This window comes from Kitasatospora acidiphila, from assembly GCF_006636205.1.
Lineage (GTDB): Bacteria > Actinomycetota > Actinomycetes > Streptomycetales > Streptomycetaceae > Kitasatospora > Kitasatospora acidiphila.
The window spans coordinates 4846515-4865714 of the sequence record NZ_VIGB01000003.1 but is presented as its reverse complement, the minus strand read 5'-3'; the positions used below and the strand labels follow the sequence as shown (position 1 = coordinate 4865714).

Below are 19200 nucleotides of genomic sequence, written 5' to 3'. Positions count from 1 at the left end.
CCCCGCCAGCGGCCCTCTGCAGGGCGGCCTACTCCACGCAGCCGGGAGCAGGCTGAGGCACACCCGTGGCGAAGGACACGTCGTCTTTCCGTGAGGCTGTCGGTCTCGTACCGGGTCGATGATCTTCGGCGCGCCGACCAGCGCCCCGGCCTCGCCGTTGGTTCAGCTCGGCCTCCCGAACAACGCGGTTCCACCGTTTGCCCGCGGAGAAAATCATCGGAGCACGCCATGATCATCGTTCTCGGGCTCATCATCCTCGTCGCCGCCGTGGTCGTCGGCGTCGTCGGCGTTGTCACCAACACCGGCAGCGGGCATGCGCTCACCCACGACAGCTTCGCAGTCTTCGGCTACCACGTGAACGGCTCCACCGGCACCTTGTTCCTCTACGGCGTCATCGTCGGAGCGGTAGCCCTGCTCGGGCTGAGTCTGCTCCTGACTGGCGCGCGCCGCGCCTCGAGGCGTGGCCACGCCGCGCGCCGCGAGCTCGAGCAGTCGCGCCGCGAGACAGCCACTGCCGGCAGGGAACGCGATGCCCTGATCGACCAGCGTGACGCCGCCCGCACGCAGAAGACGAGTACGCAGGGGAACGACTCACCTCAGGACGACCGCCCCGCCATCCCGGAGGACGGTCACTGAGGCACGCTGCATCTGTTCGGGCAGAACCGCCCACCGGTAGGCCGCCGTCACCCACGGGCGAGGCCGACTTTCTGCCCGGTTCCAGGCTGCGACACCCGCCGCCAGCCGACGGCCTGGTCTGATCTGCCGCACGCCCCAGGTGCCGACAAGGCGCATACCGTCCCTGTCGGCCGCTACGGACAGTCACTGCCTCGCCTGCTGGCTTCCAAGTCACACCCGCGCCAGCCGATCTTCCCGCTGGCCGTTCCCAGTGGCACTATCGTCGTCGAACGCCGAGCACCAACCTCGCGCGTGGTCTCAGTCTTGGTCTCATCCACCGCCGTTCAGGCGGGTTCAATCGTCAGCCCAGCAGCCAGAAAACCACAGGTCAGAACGTTTATGAACGCCCCTGGACCGTGCCGAGGAGAATTGGAAAGCGTGTTGGGGGCAACCCCTCACGAGTTCGAATCTCGTATCCTCCGCCTTCACGAAGGCCCGGACCGCTCAGCGGCCCGGGCCTTCGTCGTTCACCCGCGACGAACCGGCCCTCGATCCGAACGCCGGAGTAAGCGGCGGAGGTCGCGCCAGGCCTGCACGACAGCGACCAGTCTCTGCAGGAGCACCCGCACGCACCCAAGCAAGGCTCCGACGAACATCGCCCCCCACATGGCGAAAGCGCTCCATTCGACGTCGGCTCTCCGCACGACAGGCCTCCGCTCAGCGCCGTGAACGACTTCCTCCCGCATCCTTCAGGCCCGCGCCGCCGAAGTCTGTACGTACAGGCCACCATTTACCCGAACGCAAGTGCAGTTGACTTCGGAACATATTCCGAATTATCGTGCCCCATATGTCCACTCTCACCGTGTCGTTCTCTGACCTGTCGAAGAACTCCAAGCGGGTCGCAGACACCGTCGAGCGCGCCCAGCGCGTTCACGTCACGCGGCGTGATGGCGAGGACCTCTACCTCACCACTGCCCGCCACGATCAGCAGCGGGAGGAGACCGCCGACGTCACCGCCCGTCTCTTCAGCGCCCTGATCCGCAGCGATGAAGGCGCGCGGGCCGTGCTGCTGGCCCTGCCCGAGGTGTTCCCGTGGAGCAGGCACCTGTCAGCCGAGGAGGTACGCGAGTTCGTAGTGGACCTCGTCAACGCGACGCGTGACGCCGCCGAACTGGATGTCCACTCCAACCTCCACCGCGTCATAGTCGAATGGCGCGCCACCGCCAGGATCCTGGCGGACCCCGACCTCACTGCTCAGCTGACCCGGGCCCTCCCCGACGAGGACCACGGCGAGGTGCCTGCCCCGTGAGCCCCAAGCGCGGTGATGACGTTCCACCCCCACCCATCGACGACGAGTGGCGCCTGCGATTCGCCACGAACGAGGCCGCCAAGGGGTGGGGGGAGCTTTGTGCTGAAGCACCTGGCAACAGCCGGCGTTGTTTCGAGGCGTTGCGTAGTTCCCCGGCCTCCAACAGCGACCCCGACCGGCAGCATCGACTGCGCGGTCGGCTTGCCACCGCGACGCTCGGTGGCACGACCTATCCCCAGTGGGAGTACGAGGTGACGGCCGGAGGCCGCGTGCGATACCTGATCGACGAACCCCGCCACACAGTGCATCTGGTCTACGCGTCCACCCGCCACCCGAAGGACACCGACAGCTGACCTCCGGACCGGATCGACATACTCTCAGTTCTGGTCTCATTCAACGCTGTTCAGACAGGTTCAGTCGCTCCTCTCAACTGCTGGGAAGTCGCAGGTCGAAGCACGTGCGGACAACACTGGACAGTGCCGAGGAGAATTGGAAGGCGTGTTGGGGGCAACCCCTCACGAGTCTGCCCCCTGCTCAGCCTGCGGGCGTGGGCGGCCGTGTGCTCTTGCCGGTCAGTTGATGCGTTGCGCCGGCGGGCGCGCGCTCGTCTTTCGGGAGTAGCGCTGCCGCCATCCGCCGCACGGCCTCGACGACCAGGTCCGGACGCGTCGCGAAGTTGAGCCGGACGTGTCCTCGCCCGGAACCGTCCGCTCCTGGATGGTCGTGGGAACTGAACCGGAGTCCGGAGGAGACGCCGACCCTGGCTCTGCGCAGGAGCCGTTCGGCAGGGTCCTCAGGCAGGTGGAGCGCACGGAAGTCGAGCCAGGCCGTGAAGCCCGCGTCGGGGGCCGATAGCCGATGTCGGGGAGCCGGCGGTCCAGTTCGGCGGCAAGCAGTAGTCGGTTGCCGTCCAGAGCGCGAAGGACTTCGTCCAACCAGGGCTCGCCGTCGGCGAAGGCGGTCTCGGAGGCCAGGACCCCGAACAGGCCTGCAGCTTCGTCCAGTTCTCCGTCCATGGCGGCGACCATCGGGTGCGCGTCACGGCCGGGCACAGCCAGTGCGGCCTTGAGTCCGGCAAGGTTCCACGCCTTGGAGGCCGACACGAGGCTGACCGCACGGGCGGCGGCAGGCCGGTCCAGCGACGGGAACGGAATGTGCTGTCGCGACGTCGAGTGGACGAGTGGTGCGAGAATCTCGTCGACGACCATCTGGACGTCGTGGCGTTCTGCGAGGTCGGCGACGGCTGACAGTTCGTCGCGCGTGAACACGGTTCCGGTCGGGTTGTGCGGGTTGCACAGCAGGAACGCCTTCGGTCCCGCGGCGAAGTCGCGTTCCAGGCGGTCCAGGTCGAGGCGGTATCCACCCGGGCCGGATATCAGCGGATTGGTCACCAGACGCAGGCCGATCCGCGCGCGCCTGGAGCGTCGAGTGCAGGAACGCCCAGCCCGCGCCCAACAGCGCGGCCACGAGCGCATAGGTCCACACGGTGGGATCCACGGCCGCCGCCGTGTATCCGACGACCACGAATCCGCCGCCGATGGCCGCCAGCCCGTGCGGCAGGATCCGATGCACCAGCGCCAGGTGCTCGACGCGCTGGCCACCACGCTGCGTCTGACCGGAGCCGAACGCCGTCACGTCTTCGACCTCGCCGGCGAGAGCGACTCGGGTCCGCGTTCGGCGGCCGAGGGCTGTCCTGCCGTGGGCGACCATCTCCGCGCCACTGTCGCCGCGCTGGCGCCGAACCCGGCCTGCCTGCTGGACCGGCACTGGGACGTGCTCTCCTACAACGACGCCGAGGCTGCCCTGTACGGCGGCCTCGACGAACTGCCGGTGCAGCGCCGCAACATGATCTGGCTGTACTTCGGCTGGCATCCGATGCGAACCGTCCTGAAGAACTGGGAGACCGAGTCGTGGGCGATACTCGCCCAGTTCCGCGCCTCCGCCGACCGCCACCCGGGCGACCCGCGTTTCACCGAGATCGTCGAGGACGTCTCCAGTGCCGACCCCGGGTTCGCCGAGCGCTGGGAGCGCCACGACGTTGCGGGCTTCACCCCGGCGCTCAAGCGCTTCGACCACCCGCAGTTGGGACTGCTGACCTTCCGGCAGGCGAAGCTGATCGCCGCAGAAGACCCCGACCTGCACCTCGTCGCGCGCCACCCGGCGGATCCCTCCACGCGCCGGGCACTGGAGGCAGCCGCCTCGGCGCGGTGAACAGCATCCCCGGACCGCGCGTGTCGTGGTGATGGCTCTGGTGCGCTACGCGGCGGGCGACGGGCCGCCCGAGCGCAGCGTGAGCAGGGTGATCTCGCTCGGTGCGAAGACCCGGAAGGGCGGCCCCCAGAAGCCGGTGCCCCGGCTGGTGTAGAGCTGGGTCCGCTCGCCGTGCCGGCTGAGGCCGTGCACCACCGGCTGGTCGATCCGGACGAGGAAGTTGAACGGCCAGATCTGGCCGCCGTGGGTGTGCCCGGAAACCTGCAGGTCGATGCCGGCAGCAGCGGCCTGCGGGACGTACTTGGGCTGGTGGGCGACGAGCAGGACGGGTCGGTCCGGGTCCGCTCCCGCCAGCGCCCCGGCCAGGTTCGCGCGGTGTCCGGCCAGGCCGGAGGACTCCGCGGTCACGTCGTCCACGCCGGCGAGCACGAGGGCGTCCCCACCGCGCTCCACCACGACATGGCGGTTGTGCAGCGGTTCCCAGCCCAGCTCCGCCATGCGGTCCAGCCAGCCCTGGGCCTCACTGCCGTACTCGTGGTTCCCCGTGACGTAGACCTTCGCCAGCCGGGACCGGATCGCCCCGAGCGGCGCGGACTGCTCCCGACGCTGGACGGGGGTGCCGTCGGCGATGTCGCCGGCGTGGACCACGACGTCCGCGTCGAGCGCGTTGACCGCCTCGGCAACCCGCGCCGACCAGGCCGCCCGGTCGATCGGCCCGTAGTGGGTGTCGGCCAGCACCACCACACGGGTCCCGTCCAGACCACCGCCGAGCCGCGGCACGTGAACGTCCAGCCGCTTCACCCGGGGCACCCGCATCGCCTCGTAGTGCCCCAGGCCAGCAGTCCGGCCGAGACCACGGCGACGGCGAGGGCGACGGCCCTGGCCCGGTCGGCGCCGCCGATGTCGAGCCCGATCAGCACGAGGTCCACCAAGCCGCCCGGCACCGACCAGGTGAACAGCACCCAGACCACACCGAGGGAGGTGTCCGCGACACGAGCGGCCCGGTCGTCCCGCCGCGCCCCGTGGCCCGCGACCATCAGGAGGGGGAAGGAGACCAGCCAGCCGGCGAAGACGACCGTGCCACCCAGGAAGACCGGGAACGGCCAGTCGACGCCGGAGGCGAACAGCGTCCACCAGGGCGGGAGGCACAGAACCACAAGGATCAGGACGACCACGGCCAGTCGCCGGGGCAGGGATCGCCGACGCCTCGCGCTCCCGCCCGGGGTCCGTGCACCCGGCACGGGTGCCGCCTCGGCCGCAGGCCGGGTGACGACCACGACGGTCTCGGACTCCTCACGGTCCGACTGGAGGTCCGACCGGAGGTCCGACTCCGACCCGATGGATCCGCTGTCTGTCACTGCGCCGCCCCTCACGTCCGCTGTACCCATCATCCGGCACGCGGTGGCCGTTGGAGTCGTCCGGGTCCCATCGCCCGCCAAGCGGCCGGGGACCGCCGAACCGCGCGGGCCCGACGGGCTGCCCGAGCTGCGCCACCTCGCCGAACGGTCGTGGCCGCTCGGCCGGGCGGGCGGTAGCGGCGGGGGCGCCCGATGATGGAAGTCCGGGGGCGCGCGATGTTCGAGAGCGGCGTATGGCTGTATGGCATGTCCGGGACTTCACACCGGACGACCTCGAAGCGGTGGTTCGGCTCGACGGCGAGAGCACCACCACGGGGCTCCCCGCCGTCTTCCGCCTCTCCGATGTCGTCGCCGCGTTGCAGGCACGGAATCCGAGCGTGGTCGCGGTGGCCGACGGGCATCTCGTGGGTGCGGCGATGGGCCGGGTGGACGGGGACCGGGCATGGGTGCTGCGCATCGCGCTGCACCCGGCGTGGCGGAACCTGGGCTTGGGTACCGCCTTGCTGTCCGCGCTGGAGCATCGGCTGCGGGACACCGGCGCCAGGATCGTCGCGGCGCTGCTGCCCGATGAGGAGACGGGCGCCACGGCACTGGTCAACTCGGGGTTCCGCCCCCGTCGGGGGCTCACGTACTTCGAGAAGTCGGAGGCCGTCAGCGCTCAGGGCACGGCGGTCCTGGCCATGTTGGGCGCGGTCATGCCCGATGCCCGCCTCTGGGATCGGCTCACGGGCATGGCCGACGAGAAGCGGCTCATCGAACGGCGCCTGGTGCTGCCCCTGGCGAATCCCGAGCTGGCGGACGCCCACGGGGTGGAACCGCCCCGCGCGGTCGTGCTGTTCGGTCCGCCGGGCACGGGCAAGAGCACCTTCGCCAAGGCCGTGGCCGGTCGGCTCGGCTGGCCGTTCGTCGAGCTCTTCCCGTCCCGGCTGGCGTCCGAGGACGGGCTGGCCGCCGGGCTCAGCCGCCGCTTCGAGGAGGTGGCGCAGCTGGACCACGTGCTGCTCTTCATCGACGAGGTCGAGGAGGTCGCCGGTACGCGCCACCTCGCCGCCCCCGCGTCGGTCGGCGTGGTCAACGAACTGCTCAAGTCGATCGTGCGGTTCCGTGACCGCGACGGCCGGCTGCTCGTCTGCGCGACCAACTCGGTGGCCGCCCTGGATCCGGCGTTCCTGCGCCACGGCCGGTTCGACTACGTCCTGCCGGTCGGGCCGCCCGACTCCGTGGCCCGCGACGCGCTGTGGGGCGGCTACACGGCGAAGACGGGTACGGCTGCCGACACGGCGGTCCTCGCCGAAGCCAGCGAGGGCTTCACTCCCGCCGACATCAGGCAGGTCGCCATGGCGGTCGCCCAGAGCGCCTTCGAGCGCACGCTGGACACGGGGAGGCGGACCCAGCCCAGCACCCAGGACTATCTGGACGTCATCCACCGCACCCGCCCGACCGTGTCCGAGGAGATGGCCCGGGAGTTCGCCGACCAGACGGTCCGGTACGGGCGGGTCTGAGCGGACGGTCCGGTACAGGCGGGTCTGAGCGGACAGTCCGGTACGGGCGGGTCTGAGCGGACGCCGCCCTCGTCGTCCTGCTTGCTTCGTCCGAAGGGTCAGGCCGCGCGACCGGCCGGCCGGGCCAGCCGGCGGCGGACCGCCCACGCCGCCGCCGCGAGGGCGAACCCGTAGACGGACACCAGCCCGTGGCCGTTCTCCTGGGCGAACCACATCGCCAGGCCGAGCGCCGGGACGCCGGCTGCCAGGGCGATCTCCTTGGGGAGGCGGGTGCGGGTGAGGAAGGCGAGGGCGAGGGTGGCGCCGAGGAAGTAGGTGGCGCCGGAGCTGCCCGCGAAGTTGCGGGGGTCGGTGCTGGGGCCGCTGCCCAAGCCGAGCAGGGTGTCGATCCGGCTGGGCAGCAGGATGCCGGCGAGGAAGAAGCCGAGGGTGAGCGAGCCGCCCCAGTACCACTGGGCGAGCGCGGCGATGGCGGCGAGGGTGACGAGGTTCCACAGGCCGCCGAAGAGGCCGCCGTTCTGCATGAACACCGAGGTGAATTCGCGCCACCAGCCGGACTTGGCGGGGTCGGCGTCCAGCGCGTCCATGGCGCCGGACCAGAGCAGCTGGAGCAGGACGCCGCCGACGGCGAGCGCGGTCAGGGCGACCGCTGCCCACGGGATCGGCCGGCCGCGCAGGGTGTCGCGGCCGACCACGCCGAGCCCGCAGTTGACCATCATGACCATCAGCGCGGCCGTGGTCACGTTGAACAGGATCGCCCCCATGCCTGCTTCTCCCCCGTTTGCGGCGTTTCCAACGCCGTTCGAAAACCTGATGGCGCAAAGCTAGCACAGTTTTCGAACGGTGTTGGAAAACGTTGTACGGTGGGCCGCATGAAGCTCACCAAGGAGCGCATCGTCGACGCGGGCATGGCCGTCTTCGCCGAGGTCGGCTACCAGAACCTGTCCATGCGCCAGGTCGCCGACCGCCTGGACGCCCACGCGGGCAGCCTCTACTACCACGTGCGCGGCAAGGACGAGTTGCTCGCCCTGATGGCCGACCGGGTCTGCCGCCGGGCGTACGACGCCGGCACCGAGGCGCTGGCCGCCCTCCCGTCCGCCGCCACCTGGCAGGACCGCGTCCACGCCCAGGCCACCACCCTGCGCCTGAGCATCAAGCAGCACCCCGGTGGCGCCCAACTCCTCGCCGAGAGCCCCGGCGTGCTCAGCCCCGGCGCCCTCTCCCTGATGGAACGCCTGCTGCGCACCCTCGTCGACGCCGGCCTGCCCGCCGACCACTGCGGCATCGCCGCCGACACCCTGCTCAGCCACGTCACCGGCTTCGTGCTGCAGGAGCAGAACCAGCCGGCGACGCCACCACCCGTCACCGCCGAGCTCCATGCGGCACTGCGCGAGCAGTTCCCGCTGGTCATGAGCCCGTTGATGCCACGCCTGAGCCAGGACGAGAAGTTCGCGCAGAGCATCCGCCTGCTCTGCACCGGCTTCGCGGCGCTCTCCTAGGTCGACCACCAGCCCGGCACGGTCATCCCGGGCTACGGGCCGCCCCGCGCCTACCCCACCCCGAACGCGGACGGCGCGCTCGGCGGCAATCCCGCTTTCAGCCCCTTCCTGACCGGCCCGGTGCTGCCGCCGGACCCGAACGAGGCGGGCTGGAAGGACACCGTCAACGCCAATCCGGGACAGGTGACCAGGCTGATCACCCGCTGGGCGCCCGGTACGACCGAGGTTGCGGCCGTCGCGCCGGGAGAGAACCGCTACCCCTTCGACCCCGTCGAAGGACCGGGCTACGTCTGGCACTGCCACATCATCGACCACGAGGACAACGAGATGATGCGCCCGGACGCACCGACCCGCTGAGCGTGGGATCCCGCGTCCTCCACCGGCCCGAAGGCCCGGACCGCATCGCGCGGTCCGGGCCTTCGCCCGTGTGGCGCTCCGGTCCTCAGTGGTTGGCTGCCGCCTGTCGCGGGCCGGCCGGCAGGGTCCCCAGGCGACTGACCGGGGAGAGCAGCAGGCCGATGACGACGGTGGCGGAGGCGGCGGAGGCCACGGTCAGGGCGGTGCGGGCGCCGAATTGGCCGGTGAGGAGGCCGGCGCAGAGGCCGCCCAGAGCGCCGCCGCCGAACAGCAGGGTGCGGAAGGCCGCGGTCATCCGCCCCATCATCGACTGCGGTGTCACGGCCTGGCGGAGGCTGACGATGATGACCCCGGCCACGCCCAGGCCCAGGTAGGTGGTGAAGAAGGACAGCACGAAGATCCCGATCATCACCGGTCGCGGCCCGCCGGCGGCGGGGATCAGGGACGGGCCGAGCAGCAGGGCGGACTGGGCGACCAGGTAGACGCGGCCGAGCGGGAACCGTGCGATGACCTTGCGCGAGATCAGCGCGCCGACCAGGCCGCCGACGGAGGCGGTCGCGAAGACGGCGCCGAGGGTCGTCGAGCCGAGGTGGAGGTCGTGGGTGCCGTAGAGGAGGAACATCGTCCACACCGTGATCATCGAGAAGTTGCAGCAGAAGCCGATCAGGGCGAGGGCGCGCAGCACCCTGTCGTGCAGGACCCAGCCGAGGCCGTCCTTGAGCTCGCGCCAGAGGTGGCGTTCGGCGACCGGTTCGGGGCGCGGCTCGGGTGTGCGGATGAGCAGGAGCGAGACGACGGACACCGCGTAGGAGCAGGAGTCGACGACCACCGCCATCGGGGCGCCGAGCGCGGAGACCAGGACACCGGCCAGTCCGGGGCCGGCCACGTCGGCGGTGGAGGAGCTGGCGCCCATCTTGGCGCTGGCCTCGACGTAGTGGTCCGGGCTCTTCACCAGCACCGGCACGTACGACATCCAGCTCACGTCGAACACCACCGACGCGATGCCGACCGTGCAGGTGATCACCATCAGCAGCGGCAGGTTGAGCAGGTGCCACCAGTAGAGCAGCGGGACGAGGCCGAGCAGGACCAGCCGGACCAGGTTGGCGCCCAGCATGACCGGCCGTCGGCGGCTCCGGTCGGTCCAGACACCGATCGGCAGGGCGAGCCCGAGGTAGGGCACGAGTTGCAGGAAGCGCAGCAGTCCGACCTGTTCGTCGGTCGCGCCGAACGCGCCGATGGCGGTGAGCGGGAGGGCGAGGTTGGTCACCTGGGTGCCGAGCAGTGAGACGGTCTCGCCCAGCCAGAATCTGAGGAAGTCGCCGTTGCGCCACAGACTCGGGGAGGTCGGTGCGTCCGTCGTGACCGCTGGGGAGGAGAGCTGTGTCATCGGGCGCTCCTTGCCAGTTCGGCGACCGCCCCGACCACCGCGTCGACCTCGTCCTCGGTGTTGTAGTAGTGCGGCGACAGGCGAAGGCACCACTCCACGTCCTTGTCGGCGAAGTCGTACTGGGCGAACTCCCGGTAGCTGAGTGCGGAGTTGACGCGGCGCGCGTCCAGGGCCGCCTTGAACGGCGCCGCCTCCCACCCCTCGATCGTGAAGGTGACCAGCGCGGCGGGAGCAGCGCCCCCGTCCAGCGTCCGGACACCGGCCAGGGCCGCCAACTGCTCGCGCAGCCGCCCGGCCAGGGCCGGGGTGCGCCGTGAGACGGGCTCCAGGCCGACCCGCAGCGCGTAGCGGGTCGCGGCGGCGCAGCCGAGCACGGTGGCGTACGGGAACTCCCACTCCTCGAACCTGGCGGCTCCCTCGACCGGGCGGTAGTAGCCGGGGGCGACCCAGCGCGCGCCGTGCATGTCGATGTACAGCGGCTCGCAACCGGCCTGGAGCACCCGGTCGGAGACGTACAGGAAGCCCGAACCGCGGGGGCCGCGAAGGAACTTGCGACAGGTCGCGGTGAGCAGGTCGCAGCCGATCTCCTCAACGTCGACGGGGTACTGGCCGACCGACTGGCAGGCGTCGACCAGGTACAGCAGGTCGAGTTCGCGGCAGTGCCGGCCGATCTCGGCGACCGGCTGGACCAGCCCGGAGTTGGTGGGTACGTGCGTCACGGCCACCAGGCGCGGTCGGTGGGAGCGCATCAGCGCGGCCATGGCGTCGACGTCGACGCCGCTGCCGTCGGGGTGGTCGGGGGCGTGCACGATCCTGACGCCGTGTCGCTTGCGCAGCGCGAGGAAGGCGATCTGATTGGAGATGAAGTCGTTGCGGGTGGTGAGGATGACGTCGCCCGGGCGGAAGTCGACGGCCGAGAGGGCCTTGGTGTAGGCGTGGGTCGCGCTCGCCGCGAAGGCGATGTTGCCGGGGCGGGTGCCCAGGAGTTCGGCGAGCGAGGCGTAGAAGTCGGCGACCTCGGCGGCCCGGGCGGCGGCGGCCTCGTAGCCGCCGATGGTCGCTTCCAGGCGCAGGTGGTCGAGCATCGCCTGGAGCACCGGACGGGCCATCAGGCCGCAGCCGGCGTTGTTGAAGTGGATCACCTCCTCGCACCCGGGGGTGTCGGCTCGCAGGGCGGCGAGGTCGAGGAGCGGTTCCGAGGTACCGACGAAAGCGCTATCGTGGTTCTTCATGTATGACGGTAGCAGTATCGAGGCCCTGGTGGCGATCCTCCGAACCGAGATCGCCCGTCTCTCCCCGGGCGATCGCCTGCCCAGCAGCCGGGATCTGATCGCACGTCACGGGGTCGGCCCGGTCACCGTCTCCCGCGCGATCGCCCTGCTGGCCGCCGAGGGCGCGGTCGTCACCCGGCCGGGCAGCGGTACGTACGTGGCCACCCGCCGGCCGCGGCCGGCCGACAGCGAGCCGGACACCTCCTGGCAGGCGGTCGCCCTGGCCGGCCGTCAGTTCCTGCCGGAGCGCTCCGACGAGCAGTCGGAGACCCCGGCGGCCGGCACCATCGCGCTGTCCGGCGGCTACCTGCACGAGAGCCTCCAGCCCACCCGGCTGCTCGGCGGCGCCCTGGCCCGCGCCGCCCGCCGCCCGGACGCCTGGCGCCGCGCCCCGGCGGCGGGACTGTCGACGCTGCGCACGATCTTCGCCCGGCAGGCCGGAGGTGACGTCGGCCAGGACGACGTCCTGGTGACCGGAGGCGGGCAGGGGGCGCTGTCCATGCTGTTCCGCGCCATCGCGGCGCCCGGCAACCCGGTCCTGGTCGAGTCGCCGACCTACCACGGAGCGCTCGCCGCCGCGCGCTCCGCCGGGCTGCAACCGGTGCCCGTGCCGATGGACGAGCACGGCCTGCGCCCCGACCTGCTCGCCGACGCCTTCGCCATGACCGGCGCCCGGCTGCTCTACTGCCAGCCCACCTTCCACAACCCCACCGGCACCGTCCTCTCCCCCGAACGACGCCGGCAGATCGTCGATGTGGCGCGCGCCGCCGGAGCCTTCCTCATCGAGGACGACTTCGCCCGCCACCTCGGCCACGGGCGCCCGGTGCCACGCCCGCTGGTCGCCGACGACCGCGACGGCACCGTCATCCACCTCACCTCGCTGACCAAGCCCGCCTCGCCGAGCCTGCGGATCGGCGCCGTCATCGCCCGGGGCCCGGTCATGCGGCGCCTGCTCGGCATGCGGCGGGTCGACGACTTCTTCATCGCCCGCCCCCTCCAGGAAGCCGCCGTCGAACTGCTCAGCGCCCCCACCTGGGACCGCCATCTGCGCACCCTGGCCGGCGCGCTGCAGCACCGCTGCGCCGTCCTGGCCGACGCCCTGGCCGGCGAGCTGCCCGACTGGACGCTCCTGCGGGTGCCCGAGGGCGGCCTGCACCTCTGGCTCCGGCTCCCGCCCGGCCTCACGGAGGCGGCCGTCGCGGACGCGGCCCCGGCCCACCGGGTCACCGTCAACCTCGGCCACCACTACTTCCCGGCCGAGCCGCCCGCCGCCCACCTGCGCCTCGGCTTCGCCGCCGCCCCCGAACCCGCCGACCTCGCCGAAGCCGCCGCCCGCCTGGCCGCCGCGGCGCGCCAGGCGGGGGCGGTGGGCGGCTGACACCGCCGACCGCCCCGGGGGTTCCCGAGCGGGCGCCGCGCCACCGGCTGGGCGGCGTCGCGTTGCGTCGCGTTGCGTCGCGTTGTGTCGCGTTGTGTCGCGTTGTGTCGCGTTGTGTCCGCTCAGGCGGTGCCGAGCGGGTTGAGGAGGGTGAAGCGCCAGCCGCCGTCGGCGTCCCGGCGGGCGATGTTGGCGGTGGTGCCGGTCGGGGCGATCCTCCCCCGGCCTTCGGCCGGGAGGTGCCCCCACAAGCCATCGGGGCCGTCGATCTCCATGGTCCAGTCGGTGACCAGGAGGGCGGTGTCCGCGCCGACGAGGGTGTGCCGTGGAACGTTGGTCAGCCTGCCATGGGCGGCGACGGTACCGGCGATCTCCGCACGGAGCGCCTCGGTGCCGGTGATGTGCTCGCGGGCGACCGTGCGCATGGCCGCGCCCGGGGCGAACAGCGCGAGGACGCCGTCGATGTCGCCGGCGTTCAGGGCGTCCTGGAACACCATCGGCAGCTTCGCGGGATCGGTGACGACAGGGGACATCGTGAAAGCCCTCATTTCCGGTGTGGGAGTGGCCGTTCGGCCGTGCATCCACGATGTCCCGGTGGCCGCCCTCCCCACGAGGTAGAGTCGCGACCTGAGATGGTCGAAAGTGGACAGCGCGATGTCATCGACATCGCCTATGACAACCCCGACCGGCTGCCCTCCGGTCTTGAGGTGCTGACCTTCAGCACCCTGAAGTCGCGCCTGCGAAGCTCAGTTGCCCGCCGCCCGAGCCGCCTGGACTTCCACCAGGTCATGCTGGTGCGCGGCGGCAAGGGCACCGCAATGGTCGATTTCGTCGCCCACCCGTGCACCCCCGGCACGCTGCTGCACCTGCGGCCCGGTCAGGTGCAGCGTCTGCCGTCCGACCCGAGCGGCCGCCCCGCCGACCTCGACGCCGTTCTGCTGCTGTTCACCGCCGACTTCCCTCCGCCGCTGCCCGCCACCCGCGAGGTGCTCGACGGATTCGGTCCGGTCGCATGGCAGTTGGCACCCACCGAATTCGACGCATTCGATCGCGCCGCGATGGAGCTGGCCGAGGAGTACCGGGCGCTACGCGATGACCAACTCTCCGAGCTGACCGGCGCATTGATGCGCCAGCTGCTCGGCGCGCTGCTGATCCGGCTGGCGCGCCTCGCGGTCCATGGCGAACACCCCGCCACCCGCCCGCCCGGTGCCGACATCCACCTCGCCTTCCGACGTGAGCTGGAACGCTCCTTCGCCACCACCCGCTCCGTCGAGGACTACGCCGCACGGCTCGGCTACTCCCCGCGCACCCTCACCCGCGCCTGCCTCGCCGCCACCGGACGCAGCGCCAAGCAACTCGCCGACGCCCGCGTCGCCTTGCAGGCACAGCGGCTGCTCGCCCACACCGAGCTGCCCGTGGCCGCGATCGGGCGCGCGCTCGGCTTCACCGAGGCCACCAACTTCGGCAAGTTCTTCGCCCGCGAAACCGGCCGCACCCCAGGCGAGTTCCGTCGCGCTCAACGCTGAGGTCGCGGATCCACGGGGCGTAGCCGGCCCACGCGCCCGGGCAAGGAAGTGGCCGCCGCCGCCCGACGCGGTCGAATCCCCCTTCCGCCCGAGCCGGGGCCCCGGGACTACCCCCGCCCCGCCTGGTCGATGAGGGCCGCCACACCGTCGAGGACTCGGGTGAGGGCGAACTCCAGCGGGTCGGCGGGCTCGGGGGCGAACGCGCCTGCGGCGATGGCCTGGGTCAGGTGCGGGAAACGGTCGGCGTGGCGGGCGATCAGCTCGCCGGTGAGGCGGTTCCACTCCTCGTCCTGGGCCTGGTCGAAGTCCTGCTGCTCCTGGGCCACGGTGCGGACCAGGCCGGCGATCAGCACGAAGATCCGGTGCTGCTGCGCGGCGGGCAGGCCGGTGCCGTTCAGGGCGGCGAACGCGGCGTCCAACCAGCCGAGTTGGTGCGGGCCCATGGCCTGGCGGCGGATGGCGACGGCGGCCAGCAGCCAGGGGTGGGCACGGTGGACCTGCTGGGAGAGGCGGGCCCACTGGGTGATGCGCGGCCGCCAACCGCCGGCGACCGCCGACAGGTCGGGGACCTCGGCGAGGATGAACTCGACCATCAGCTCGATGAGTTCGGTCTTGCCGGGCACATAGCGGTACAGCGCCATCGCGGATACCCCGAAGGTGGCGGCGACCTTGCTCATGGAGACCGCGGCCAGGCCTTCGGCGTCCGCGATGGCCACCGCAGCCTCGGCGATCCGGCCGGGAGTCAGGCTCGGCTTGGGTCCGCGAGTCGGCTGGTCCTGCTCGCCCCACAGCAGCGCGATGCCCGTCCGCAGGTCGCGGGCCTTCTCCTTGGCCATCTCGGCTCTCCCTCCACATCGGCTCGGCGATGTCTGTTGACACGCCATCAGAACTGTATATACCTTAAACGCATCCGCTGACGCGATAAACAGTTTAGGGGAGTAACCGTGATCGCCACCATCGCCACCGCCACCGTCGCCGCCCTCACCGCTCCCACCGCCGGCCTGTTGGGCTACCGGCAGCTCAAGCGCGCCGCGAACGCCAAGAAGATCCGCATCACCGCCCCGAACTCCATCGACGAGTCCGGGTTCGTCCGGATCGGCGGCATCGACCAGTGGATCTCCATCCGCGGCGAGGACCTCGGCAACCCGGTGATCCTGGAGATCCTGGGCGGTCCGGGCGCCTCCAACCTGGTCTTCCTCCCCCGCACCCACGTCTGGGAGAAGCACTTCACCATCGTGCGCTGGGACATGCGCGGTGCCGGCTTCACGTTCGCCGCCGGCGGCCCCGACGGGCAGGGCGAGTTGAACTACGACCGGCTCCACCGCGACGCCCTGGAGGTCACCGAGTACGTCCGGGCCCGACTCGGCGTGGCGAAGCTGCTGCTGGTCGCCAACTCCTTCGGCACCGTGCTCGGCCTGCGCCTGGCCCGCAACCACCCCGAGCTGTACTCCGGTTACGTCGGCACCGACCAGAACATCATCGACGGCGGCCGCGATCACACCGCCTATGACGCAATGCTGGCCCGGCTCCAGAAGGCGGGCAAGAAGCGGGAGTTGGCCACCGCGCTGGAGATGGGCGCGGACCGGAGGAGCTGGACGGTCAAGCAGGTCGCCGAGTTCAACAAGCTGGTCCTCACCAGCGACCCGCTCTCCTACGACACCATGAAGACCGTGGTGATCCGCTCGCTCTGGTTCTCACCCCTGCACACGCTGCGCGGCCTGCGGGCGTACCTCAAGGCCATGACCTGGTCCGAGCAGCTCCAGGTGCAGGCCGCGACCATCGACGAGCGCGCCGAGGGCACCGACTTCGCGATCCCGTTCTTCATCTTCCAGGGCGACGGCGACGTGCTCACCCCGCCGCAGCCCGCCAAGCGGTTCTTCGACGAAGTCAGCGCACCGGTCAAGGAGTTCGCGCTGATCCGGAACGCCAGCCACTTCGCGAGCTTCCGCCACCCCGACCAGTTCATCGACCTGATGCTCACCAAGGTCCGCCCGGCGATCACCGGTCAGCCGCTCGCGGCCTGACAAGCGATGCGGGAGAGCACCGGCGCAGGAGGGCACCGGCGCGGGAAAGTGTCGACTCCATCATGCCTGGTCGCCGGGCATCTCGGTAGGACGGAGCGCACGCGGCTTCGGCCTTGTTCGGCCGCCCCCGCGACCCGCACACTCGACGTCATCCACGTTCCCGGCCGATGTGCCGGCGTCCCACCCGGGCGCCGGCACATCCGCCGTGCTGCCCCGCCGCCGGCGGGGGCCGGCCCGGGGAGTGCACCGACGGAGGGGTAACGATGAATCAGGACACCGTACTTCGGGCCCGGGTGCTACTGCTCGGCAGCAACCGCCGAGTGCTGCGCGGCCCGGACGCGCTCTGGGTGTACCGGGTTCTGACCCAGGTCAGCCCGGAGGTCTACGGCTCGAAGCTCGCCCATGTGCTGGTGGCGGCGGCCCGCTCGCCCCGGGTGCGCGAACTGCCCGAGGCCCGTGCGGCGTTGCTGGAGGAGGCGGTGGCGGTGGCCGCGGCGCTGGATCCCGCGAACCCGTTCCGAACGAAGGTGCTCGCCAAGGCACTTGAGGCGCTGCGGGAGGAAACCGCCGGATAGCGCGGCCCACTGGGTCGGCAAGGACGAGACACCAGGCGATAGACCGGCCGAAACGCCGGACGGAACAGCGGCTGAAACGCCGGACGCCGTCCCCGGCACCCCCATCGGGATGCCGGGGACGGCGTCTTCCGTGCCCGGTCTACTGCTCGAAGAGCCTGGTCACCGAGCCGTTCTCGAAGATCTCCTTGATCGCCTGGGCGATCACCGGAGCGATGGAGAGCACCTCCACCTTGTCCAGGTCGACCGCCGCGGCGCTCGGCAGGCTGTCGGTGAAGACGAACCGGCTGACCTGGGAGTTCTTCAGGCGGTCCACGGCGGGCCCGGAGAGGATGCCGTGGGTGGCCGCCACGATCACGTCGGCGGCGCCGTTCGCGTAGAGCACGTCGGCGGCGGCGCAGATGGTGCCCGCGGTGTCGACCATGTCGTCCACCAGCACGCAGACCCGGCCGGCCACCTCACCGACCACCTCGTGCGCGGTGACCTGGTGCGCGACGTCCTTGTCCCGCTTCTTGTGGACGATCGCCAGCGGCGCCCCGAGCCGGTCGCACCAGCGGTCGGCGACCCGCACCCGTCCGGCGTCCGGGGAGACCACGGTCAGCCGGGACTGGTCGGTGTGCGCGGCGATGTGGTCGGCGAGCAGCGGGAGCGCGAACAGGTGGTCCACCGGCCCGTCGAAGAAGCCCACGATCTGGTCGGTGTGCAGGTCGACGGTGATGATGCGGTCCGCCCCGGCGGCGGTCAGCAGGTCGGCGACCAGCCGGGCCGAGATCGGCTCCCGGCCCTTGTGCTTCTTGTCCTGCCGGGAGTAGCCGTAGAACGGCGCCACCACGGTGATGCTGTTGGCGGAGGCCCGCTTCAGCGCGTCGACCATGATGAGCTGTTCCATGATCCAGGTGTTGATCGGGGCGGTGTGGGACTGCACCACGAAGCAGTCCGCGCCGCGCACCGACTTCTCGAAGCGGACGTAGATCTCGCCGTTGGCGAAGTCCCGCGCCTGCGTCGGCACCAGCTCGGTGCCCAGCTCCTGGGCAATCCGCTCGCTGAGCTCCGAGTGGGCCCGACCGGAGAACAGCAGCAGATCCCGCTCGGTGCCCCGGACCACGGCCCTCATCGGCCGAGCACCGGATAGTCGGTGTAGCCGTGCTGGTCGCCGCCGTAGAAGGTCGACTGGTCGACCTCGTTGAACGGGCCACCGGCCTTGACGCGGTCCAGCAGGTCGGGGTTGGCCAGCCAGAGCGCACCCACCGAGACGACGTCGGCCAGGTTCTCGTCCAGGATCTCCTGCCCGGTCTTCGCGGTCGCGGGGAACGAGTCCTGGGTCGCGTGCGGGTTGACGATCAGGCTGCCCTGCCACAGCTCCCGGATCGTCCTGGTCATCGGGCGGGTGACGATCTCGCAGACCTCCAGGAAGGCCAGCTCCGGCAGCGCCGGCACCAGCGCCTGGTAGAGCGCCTCGGTGTCGCCCTCGACGATGTCGTTGTAGGGGTTGGCCGGGGAGATCCGCACGGCGGTGCGGTCGTTGCCGATCGCGGCGGCGACGGCCTCGGTGACCTCGACGGCGAAGCGGATCCGGTTGCCCAGCGAGCCGCCGTAGCCGTCGGTGCGGGTGTTGGTGTTCTCGGCCATGAACTGGTGCAGCAGGAAGCCGTTGCCGGCGTGCAGCTGGACCGCGTCAAAGCCGGCGTCCACCGCGTAGCGCGCCGAGGTCACGAAGTCCTGGATAGTGGACTTGATCTCATCGGCCGTCAGCTCGTGCGGCTCCAGGTAGTCCTGCATCCCGTCCGGGGTGAAGCACTGGCCGCCGGCGGTGATCGCGGACGGGGCCACCGACTGGTGCGCGCTCGGGTACAGCGAGGGGTGGCCGATCCGCCCGGAGTGCATCAGCTGAGCGACGATCGTGCCGCCCTCGGCGTGCACCGCGTCGGTGACGACCCGCCAGCTGCGGGCGTGCTCGGGGCTGTGCAGGCCGGGCGAGTTGATGAAGCCCTGGCCCACCTGGGAGGGCTGGATGCCCTCGGTGATGATCAGGGCGGCGGCGGCGCGCTGGCTGTAGTACTCGGCCATCAGCTCGGTGGCGTCCCCGGACGGCAGCGCCCGGTTGCGCGACATCGGTGCCATGGCGAGCCGGTTCTTCAGGGCGAACTTGCCAACGGTGACGGAATCGAACAGCGAAGTCATGTCTTGTTGC

At 71.1% G+C, this 19200-nt stretch carries 19 protein-coding genes and 1 pseudogene; 11 read left to right on the top strand and 9 right to left on the bottom strand.

Annotated features, from left to right (window positions below):
* Window positions 1-228 precede the first annotated feature (228 nt).
* The 3 genes from E6W39_RS23025 to E6W39_RS23015 all read left to right on the top strand — a co-directional run bounded on the left by E6W39_RS23025 (window position 229) and on the right by E6W39_RS23015 (window position 2277).
* A complete protein-coding gene (locus E6W39_RS23025) occupies window positions 229-636 on the top strand; it encodes a hypothetical protein (RefSeq protein WP_181799400.1) in 408 nt (135 codons plus the stop codon).
* Window positions 637-1462: 826 nt separating this feature from the next.
* A complete protein-coding gene (locus E6W39_RS23020; protein ID WP_141635142.1) occupies window positions 1463-1924 on the top strand; it encodes a prevent-host-death family protein in 462 nt (153 codons plus the stop codon).
* On the top strand, window positions 1921-2277 hold the full coding sequence (locus E6W39_RS23015) for a hypothetical protein (protein ID WP_141635141.1): 357 nt from the start codon (window positions 1921-1923) through the stop codon (window positions 2275-2277). The genes E6W39_RS23020 and E6W39_RS23015 overlap by 4 nt, the downstream gene beginning before the upstream one ends.
* Before the next feature lie 219 nt (window positions 2278-2496).
* On the opposite strand, the gene E6W39_RS23010 is transcribed toward E6W39_RS23015, so the two are convergent.
* Window positions 2497-3315: an aminotransferase class I/II-fold pyridoxal phosphate-dependent enzyme gene (locus tag E6W39_RS23010; protein ID WP_181799399.1), complete on the bottom strand. Its 819-nt coding sequence runs from the start codon at window positions 3313-3315 to the stop codon at window positions 2497-2499.
* Between the two features lie 175 nt (window positions 3316-3490).
* Here E6W39_RS23010 and E6W39_RS23005 point away from each other — a divergent pair, with 175 nt between their 5' ends.
* The gene (locus E6W39_RS23005; RefSeq protein WP_141635139.1) at window positions 3491-4135 is read left to right on the top strand and encodes an MmyB family transcriptional regulator; all 645 of its coding nucleotides are present in this window, start codon (window positions 3491-3493) and stop codon (window positions 4133-4135) included.
* A gap of 45 nt (window positions 4136-4180) precedes the next feature.
* Here the strand turns inward: E6W39_RS23005 and E6W39_RS23000 are convergent.
* Window positions 4181-5376 (bottom strand): annotated as a pseudogene (locus E6W39_RS23000) (metallophosphoesterase).
* Between the two features lie 350 nt (window positions 5377-5726).
* Here E6W39_RS23000 and E6W39_RS22995 point away from each other — a divergent pair.
* Window positions 5727-6995: an ATP-binding protein gene (locus tag E6W39_RS22995; RefSeq protein WP_141635138.1), complete on the top strand. Its 1269-nt coding sequence runs from the start codon at window positions 5727-5729 to the stop codon at window positions 6993-6995.
* A gap of 98 nt (window positions 6996-7093) precedes the next feature.
* Here E6W39_RS22995 and E6W39_RS22990 read toward each other — a convergent pair whose 3' ends face one another.
* Window positions 7094-7759 carry a hypothetical protein gene (locus E6W39_RS22990; RefSeq protein WP_181799398.1) on the bottom strand — a complete coding sequence of 222 codons (666 nt, stop codon included), beginning with the start codon at window positions 7757-7759 and terminating at the stop codon, window positions 7094-7096.
* Window positions 7760-7867: 108 nt separating this feature from the next.
* Here E6W39_RS22990 and E6W39_RS22985 point away from each other — a divergent pair, with 108 nt between their 5' ends.
* Together E6W39_RS22985 and E6W39_RS22980 are read left to right on the top strand one after the other, a co-directional pair.
* A complete protein-coding gene (locus E6W39_RS22985; RefSeq protein ID WP_141635137.1) occupies window positions 7868-8494 on the top strand; it encodes a TetR/AcrR family transcriptional regulator in 627 nt (208 codons plus the stop codon).
* A gap of 120 nt (window positions 8495-8614) precedes the next feature.
* Window positions 8615-8851, top strand: a complete 237-nt coding sequence (locus tag E6W39_RS22980) for a multicopper oxidase domain-containing protein (protein ID WP_323809069.1) — start codon at window positions 8615-8617, stop codon at window positions 8849-8851.
* 85 nt (window positions 8852-8936) lie between these two features.
* Here E6W39_RS22980 and E6W39_RS22975 read toward each other — a convergent pair whose 3' ends face one another.
* Entirely contained in the window at window positions 8937-10238 is a 1302-nt protein-coding gene (locus tag E6W39_RS22975) for an MFS transporter (protein WP_141635135.1), read from the bottom strand.
* Entirely contained in the window at window positions 10235-11470 is a 1236-nt protein-coding gene (locus E6W39_RS22970) for an aminotransferase class V-fold PLP-dependent enzyme (RefSeq protein WP_141635134.1), read from the bottom strand. The genes E6W39_RS22975 and E6W39_RS22970 overlap by 4 nt, the downstream gene beginning before the upstream one ends.
* On the opposite strand from E6W39_RS22970, the gene E6W39_RS22965 reads away from it, so the two are divergent.
* Window positions 11469-12887 (top strand): aminotransferase-like domain-containing protein, encoded by a 1419-nt coding sequence (locus E6W39_RS22965; protein WP_141635133.1) that lies wholly within the window; start codon window positions 11469-11471, stop codon window positions 12885-12887. The genes E6W39_RS22970 and E6W39_RS22965 overlap by 2 nt on opposite strands.
* 122 nt (window positions 12888-13009) lie before the next feature.
* On the opposite strand, the gene E6W39_RS22960 is transcribed toward E6W39_RS22965, so the two are convergent.
* Entirely contained in the window at window positions 13010-13420 is a 411-nt protein-coding gene (locus tag E6W39_RS22960) for a YybH family protein (protein ID WP_181799397.1), read from the bottom strand.
* Between the two features lie 99 nt (window positions 13421-13519).
* On the opposite strand from E6W39_RS22960, the gene E6W39_RS22955 reads away from it, so the two are divergent.
* The gene (locus E6W39_RS22955; protein ID WP_141635131.1) at window positions 13520-14413 is read left to right on the top strand and encodes a helix-turn-helix domain-containing protein; all 894 of its coding nucleotides are present in this window, start codon (window positions 13520-13522) and stop codon (window positions 14411-14413) included.
* A gap of 107 nt (window positions 14414-14520) precedes the next feature.
* Here the strand turns inward: E6W39_RS22955 and E6W39_RS22950 are convergent, their stop codons facing one another.
* Window positions 14521-15249, bottom strand: coding sequence for a TetR/AcrR family transcriptional regulator (locus E6W39_RS22950; protein WP_141635130.1), 729 nt, complete (start codon window positions 15247-15249; stop codon window positions 14521-14523).
* Between the two features lie 108 nt (window positions 15250-15357).
* Between E6W39_RS22950 and E6W39_RS22945 the strand changes: the two genes are divergently transcribed.
* Window positions 15358-16437: an alpha/beta fold hydrolase gene (locus tag E6W39_RS22945; RefSeq protein WP_141635129.1), complete on the top strand. Its 1080-nt coding sequence runs from the start codon at window positions 15358-15360 to the stop codon at window positions 16435-16437.
* A gap of 263 nt (window positions 16438-16700) precedes the next feature.
* The gene (locus E6W39_RS22940; protein WP_141635128.1) at window positions 16701-17012 is read left to right on the top strand and encodes a hypothetical protein; all 312 of its coding nucleotides are present in this window, start codon (window positions 16701-16703) and stop codon (window positions 17010-17012) included.
* Window positions 17013-17151: 139 nt separating this feature from the next.
* Here the strand turns inward: E6W39_RS22940 and E6W39_RS22935 are convergent, their stop codons facing one another.
* Together E6W39_RS22935 and E6W39_RS22930 are read right to left on the bottom strand one after the other, a co-directional pair.
* On the bottom strand, window positions 17152-18123 hold the full coding sequence (locus E6W39_RS22935; RefSeq protein WP_141635127.1) for a ribose-phosphate diphosphokinase: 972 nt from the start codon (window positions 18121-18123) through the stop codon (window positions 17152-17154).
* The gene (locus E6W39_RS22930; protein ID WP_141635126.1) at window positions 18120-19190 is read right to left on the bottom strand and encodes an alkene reductase; all 1071 of its coding nucleotides are present in this window, start codon (window positions 19188-19190) and stop codon (window positions 18120-18122) included. Before E6W39_RS22930 ends, E6W39_RS22935 begins: the two co-directional genes overlap by 4 nt.
* Window positions 19191-19200: the final 10 nt, after the last annotated feature.